Genomic DNA, 4,262 nt, shown 5'->3' with positions numbered 1-4,262 from the left:
GCGATGCTGCGCCTCGCCGAGCGGCTGGCCGCGGTCGCGGACGACGAGGTGCGCCGCACGCTGCACCACGAGGTGCGGGCGCTCGCGGCGTCGTACGAGCGGACGGATCCGGAGCCGGTGGACGCGGATCCGCTGCGGGAGCGGCTCGCCGCGCTCGAGGCGCGGCTGGCTCCCGAGCGCGGCTAGGCCGGGAAGCCGTGCAGCGCCACGTGCTGCACGAGGATCACCGTCTTGCCGTCGGCGATGCGGCCGTCCGCGATCATCGCCAGCGCCTCCTCGAGCGTCACCTCGACGCGCTCGATGTCCTCGCCCTCCTCCGCGACCCCGCCGCCTGCCCCGACGACGTCGGCGGGCGCGTAGGACGCGAGGTAGTGGTGGACGCGCTCCGTGACCGACCCGGGGCTCATGAACAGGTCGAAGAGGTGCGTGAGCGCGACGATCTCCACGCCGAGCTCCTCGCGGGCCTCGCGCCGGATCGCGTCCTCGGGGGAGTCCTCGTCGAGGAGGCCCGCCGCCGCCTCGAGGAGCATCCCGTCGGGATGGCCGTTCACGTAGGCGGGGAAGCGGAACTGGCGGGTGAGGAGGAGGCGGTGCGTGTCGGCGGAGTAGAGCAGGACGGTCGCGCCGTCGCCCCGGTCGTACGTCTCGCGCTGCTGGGCCTGCCACGTCCCGTCGCGGAGCCGCAGGTCGAGGGTGGTGCGGCGGAGCACGTGCCAGCCGTCGGAGGTCACCTCGACGCGCCGGACGACCACGTCGGGGTTGCGGTCGAGGTCGGTCCCGCGGAGGTGGAGGCCGGTGCGTCCCCGCGAGTCGGGCACGGTCTCACCGGGGCGCGTCATGCTCCCATCGTCGGGGAGGGAGCGGGTGCGCCGCGTCCGCCGCAGGTCGCATCCGCCGGCCGGGCGGGCGGCGGCCGGCGGACGACCCGGCGGCCGACGCGGCCCGGCGGATCAGGCGCGGCCCTGCAGGATCAGGTTCCAGTACACCCAGGGGAGCACGTACCGGTCGGCGAGGAAGGTGATGCGGCGCTCCTTCGCGAGGCCCTTCCAGCCCGGGATCGTGGGCTTCGGCCGGTACCGGTCGTCGAACTCCGCGAACACGACGGTGGAGCGGGAGACCACGAACGGGCAGACGGAGTAGCCGTCGTAGGTCTGCGGCAGCGGCTTGCCCTCGCGCGCCGCGACGAGGTTCTTCGCGACCGCCGTGGTCTGCTTGCGGAGGGCGCCGCCGGACTTCGAGTTGGTGGTGGCCGCCGCGTCGCCGAGGGCCCACACGTCCGGGAAGCGCGGGTGCCGGAGGGTCAGCGGATCGACCTCGACGAAGCCGCCGGGATCGCCGGGAGCCGCGAGGCCGGTGCCCGCCAGCCAGTGGGGCGCGGACTGCGGCGGCACGGCGTGCAGCACGTCGTACGCGAGGGTCTCGCGGTGCACCTCCGCGTCGGCGTCGTCGGCGCGGGCCGGCCGGTCGGCCCCCATGAGCGCGCGGGCGCGGTCGTCCCCCGCGATGACCACGGTGCGGGCGACCGGATCGACCTCCACCAGCTCCCGGCCGTAGCGCACCTCGATGCCGTACTCGGCGACCTTGCGCTCGAGCTCCGCGTCGATGAGGGGCATGCCGAACATGGTGGGCGTCGGCACGACGAGCACCACGCGGATGTCGTCCAGCACGCCGAGGGCGCGCCAGTGGTCGCACGCCAGGTACATGGGCTTCTGCGACGCGCCCGAGCAGGTGCCGGGGCCGGCCGGCTGCGTGAAGACCACCGTGCCGGAGCGCACGTCGCGGAGCACCGCGGAGGCCTTCGCCGCGTACGCGTGCTCGTAGTTGGAGATGCCGACGGGCGACGCCATGGCCGCGACGAGGCCGGGCACCCGGTCCCAGTCCTTCTGGATGCCGGGGCAGACGACGAGCTGTCCGTAGGAGACGCGGCGGCCCGACGCCAGGGTCACGTGCTTCGCGTGCGGGTCGACGTCGGCGACGCGGTCCTGGATCCACGTGACGCCCCGCGGCGTGACGGAGCCCTGCGGCCGCGTGGCCTGCGAGGCCCGCGCCGTGCCACCCGCGACGTGGGAGAACATCGGCTGGTAGTAGTGGGTGCCGCGCGGCTCGACGACCGCCACGTCGGCGACGCCGAGGCGGCGCAGGCGCCCGGCGACCGAGAGCCCCGCGTTCCCCCCGCCGATGACGAGGACGTCGTGGTGCGGGGTCGTGCCGGAGGCATCGGTCATGGGCTCACCCTAGGGCGGGGGTCCGACATCGCGGCCGGGACCGGGCGTCCGGGTCCGCCGGTCAGGAGGGGCCGGAGGCGACGGCGTCCTCGACGAGCCGGCCCGTGACGTGGACGAGCACCGTGCCGTCCCCGTCGGGCTCCGCCGCGACCAGGTCGCGGACGCGCTCGCCGACCGCGCGGATCACGTCGGCGGCCGGGCGGTCGGCCGCCGTCGCGACGTGCACGGCGACCCGCACGGAGCCGTCGGCGCGGTCGACGTCGACCAGCATGCCGGGGGCCTCCAGGCGCAGCCGCTCGACGATCGCGACGGCGGCGGCCTCGAGGACCGGCTGCGCGGCGTAGACGCCCGTCACGCCGTCGACGGCGCGCACGGCCGCGGTCAGGCGGCGGGACAGGTCGGCGTCGTCGGTCATCGGCGGGGCTCCTCGGTCGGGTCGGCGTCGGCCGCGGCGTCGGGGTCGCCGGGCATGCGGATGTCGTCCACGGTCACGTCGACCTCGCCAACGGTGAGCTCCGTGTGGCGGGCGAGCGCCGCGCGGATGCGCTCGCGCAGCCGGTCGGCGGTGCCGGCGAGCGGCATCGGGTACTCCATGGCGCAGGTCACCTCGACGCGGATGACCGCCCCGGGCGTGCCGACGTCGCCGTCGAGCACGCAACGGCCCATGATGACGCCGCCCATGCTGTCGCCCGCGCGGCGCACGATGCCGCGCACGGCCGCCTCCGTGAGGGTGAGGCGGAGCGCCGCGTCCGGGTGGCTGATGGGGATGTCTCGGCCGGAGCGCACCTCGGCGCCGATGGTGTCGAGGAGGCCCGAGATCCATGCGGCGTCCCGGTCGGGGTCGCGGGCGGCCTCGCGGCGGAGGCCGGAGGCGGAGAGCTCGGAGAGGCGGGACAGGTTGGCGAGGGCGAGGCGGCAGGCGGCCGACCCCTCGATGCCGGGGTCGGCGGGCGTGCGGCCGCGGTCGAGGTAGTCCGCGAGCTCGTCGATGGTGCGCCCGTCGATCAGGTCGTCGGGCGGCTCGGGGCGCATGCGCGCGTCGTCCGTCATCGCCATGCCTCCAGTTCGCGGAGCAGGAACCGCCGGGCCCGGGCCAGCAGGCCGCGGACGGTGGAGAGGGGGAGGTCGAGCTCGTCCGCGATCTCCTGGTAGCTGAGGCCCGCCGTCTCGCGGAGGAGCCAGCACCTCCGCTGGTCGTCCGGCAGCCTCCCGACAGCGTCCCACACCGCGTCGAGCTGCAGCCGGGTCTCGACGATGCGCTCGGGGTCGCGCGCGGCGGGTGCCGGCGGATCCCAGTCGTCGATGTCGTCGTGGTGGCGGCGCACGCGGATCCGGTCGATGGCCTTGTGCGTGACGATGCGGATCAGCCACGAGCGGATGCCCGCGGGGCTCTCGAGCTCGCCGAGGCGGCGCCACCCGGTGAGGAAGGCCTCCTGCACGACGTCGTCGGACTCCACGTCGGAGCCGAGGATGCGCGCCGCGTACACGCGCAGGAGCGGTCCGTGCCGGCGGGCGAGCTGCGCGAACGCCTGCACGTCGCCGTCGGCCGCGCGCGACGCGAGGGTGGCGTCGGCGGCGTGGAGGAGCGGGTCCTCGTCGGTGCCGATGATCGCCTCCAGCCGGTGTCGTCGTCCGCGGCCGCGTTCCCGGCCGTGCCCCGGGACGAGCATGCCCGACGGCCGCGGGGCCGATCCGCGCCCTGGCCGGAAAGCGCACGCCGCGCACCGCCCGGTGGCCGCGGAGCGAAGGGCGGCCGCTCCCGCCTGGAGGAACGCTGGACGTCCGGGACGAGCCGGGGGCGCCGCCCGTCTCCTTGACGTGCCGGTCATCCAGCCGGCACCGCGATCCCCTCGGGGACGCGCCCCATCCACCATCAGGAGCACCACATGACCGACGTCACCCCCGCCACCGCCTCCAGCCGCGCCGCCGCCAAGCACACCCCCGCCGGCTCCGCAGCGGGCAGGAACACGATCGCCGACGGCGTGGTGGAGAAGGTCGCCGGCATCGCGGCCCGCCAGGTCCCCGGCGTCCACGACC

6 protein-coding genes and 1 pseudogene are annotated in these 4,262 nt (G+C 75.8%); 2 read left to right on the top strand and 5 right to left on the bottom strand.

Translation table 11 applies throughout. The features are described from left to right. On the top strand, window positions 1–186 hold a 186-nt coding region (locus Q6969_RS13520; protein ID WP_317230904.1), incomplete at its 5' end, for a hypothetical protein. Here the strand turns inward: Q6969_RS13520 and Q6969_RS13515 are convergent. The 5 genes from Q6969_RS13515 to Q6969_RS13495 all read right to left on the bottom strand — a co-directional run bounded on the left by Q6969_RS13515 (window position 183) and on the right by Q6969_RS13495 (window position 3,895). Next, window positions 183–839 (bottom strand): NUDIX domain-containing protein, encoded by a 657-nt coding sequence (locus tag Q6969_RS13515; protein ID WP_317230903.1) that lies wholly within the window; start codon window positions 837–839, stop codon window positions 183–185. The genes Q6969_RS13520 and Q6969_RS13515 overlap by 4 nt on opposite strands. 111 nt (window positions 840–950) lie before the next feature. Further along, window positions 951–2,225, bottom strand: coding sequence for an FAD-dependent oxidoreductase (locus tag Q6969_RS13510; protein ID WP_317230902.1), 1,275 nt, complete (start codon window positions 2,223–2,225; stop codon window positions 951–953). A 61-nt stretch (window positions 2,226–2,286) separates the two neighbouring features. After that, on the bottom strand, window positions 2,287–2,640 hold the full coding sequence (locus Q6969_RS13505) for a hypothetical protein (protein WP_317230901.1): 354 nt from the start codon (window positions 2,638–2,640) through the stop codon (window positions 2,287–2,289). Beyond that, on the bottom strand, window positions 2,637–3,275 hold the full coding sequence (locus tag Q6969_RS13500; RefSeq protein WP_317230900.1) for a hypothetical protein: 639 nt from the start codon (window positions 3,273–3,275) through the stop codon (window positions 2,637–2,639). The genes Q6969_RS13505 and Q6969_RS13500 overlap by 4 nt, the downstream gene beginning before the upstream one ends. Continuing rightward, window positions 3,272–3,895 (bottom strand): RNA polymerase sigma factor, encoded by a 624-nt coding sequence (locus tag Q6969_RS13495; RefSeq protein WP_317230899.1) that lies wholly within the window; start codon window positions 3,893–3,895, stop codon window positions 3,272–3,274. Before Q6969_RS13495 ends, Q6969_RS13500 begins: the two co-directional genes overlap by 4 nt. Before the next feature lie 216 nt (window positions 3,896–4,111). Here Q6969_RS13495 and Q6969_RS16280 point away from each other — a divergent pair. Further along, window positions 4,112–4,262 (top strand): annotated as a pseudogene (locus Q6969_RS16280) (Asp23/Gls24 family envelope stress response protein); the annotation flags it as partial.

Origin of the sequence: Clavibacter sp. MX14-G9D (genome assembly GCF_032917815.1) — a bacterium.
Taxonomy (GTDB): Bacteria; Actinomycetota; Actinomycetes; order Actinomycetales; family Microbacteriaceae; genus Clavibacter; species Clavibacter michiganensis_K.
The sequence above is the reverse complement of the archived record's forward strand: the minus strand, read 5'-3'. Positions and strand labels throughout refer to the sequence as shown.

Bases quoted from the DNA above. Each gene is read 5' to 3' on its own strand.
- Q6969_RS13515 (WP_317230903.1), bottom strand. From the start codon at position 839: ATGACGCGCCCCGGTGAGACCGTGCCCGACTCGCGGGGACGCACCGGC.
- Q6969_RS13500 (WP_317230900.1), bottom strand. From the start codon at position 3,275: ATGACGGACGACGCGCGCATGCGCCCCGAGCCGCCCGACGACCTGATC.
- Q6969_RS13495 (WP_317230899.1), bottom strand. From the start codon at position 3,895: ATGCTCGTCCCGGGGCACGGCCGGGAACGCGGCCGCGGACGACGACAC.
- Q6969_RS13510 (WP_317230902.1), bottom strand. From the start codon at position 2,225: ATGACCGATGCCTCCGGCACGACCCCGCACCACGACGTCCTCGTCATC.
- Q6969_RS13505 (WP_317230901.1), bottom strand. From the start codon at position 2,640: ATGACCGACGACGCCGACCTGTCCCGCCGCCTGACCGCGGCCGTGCGC.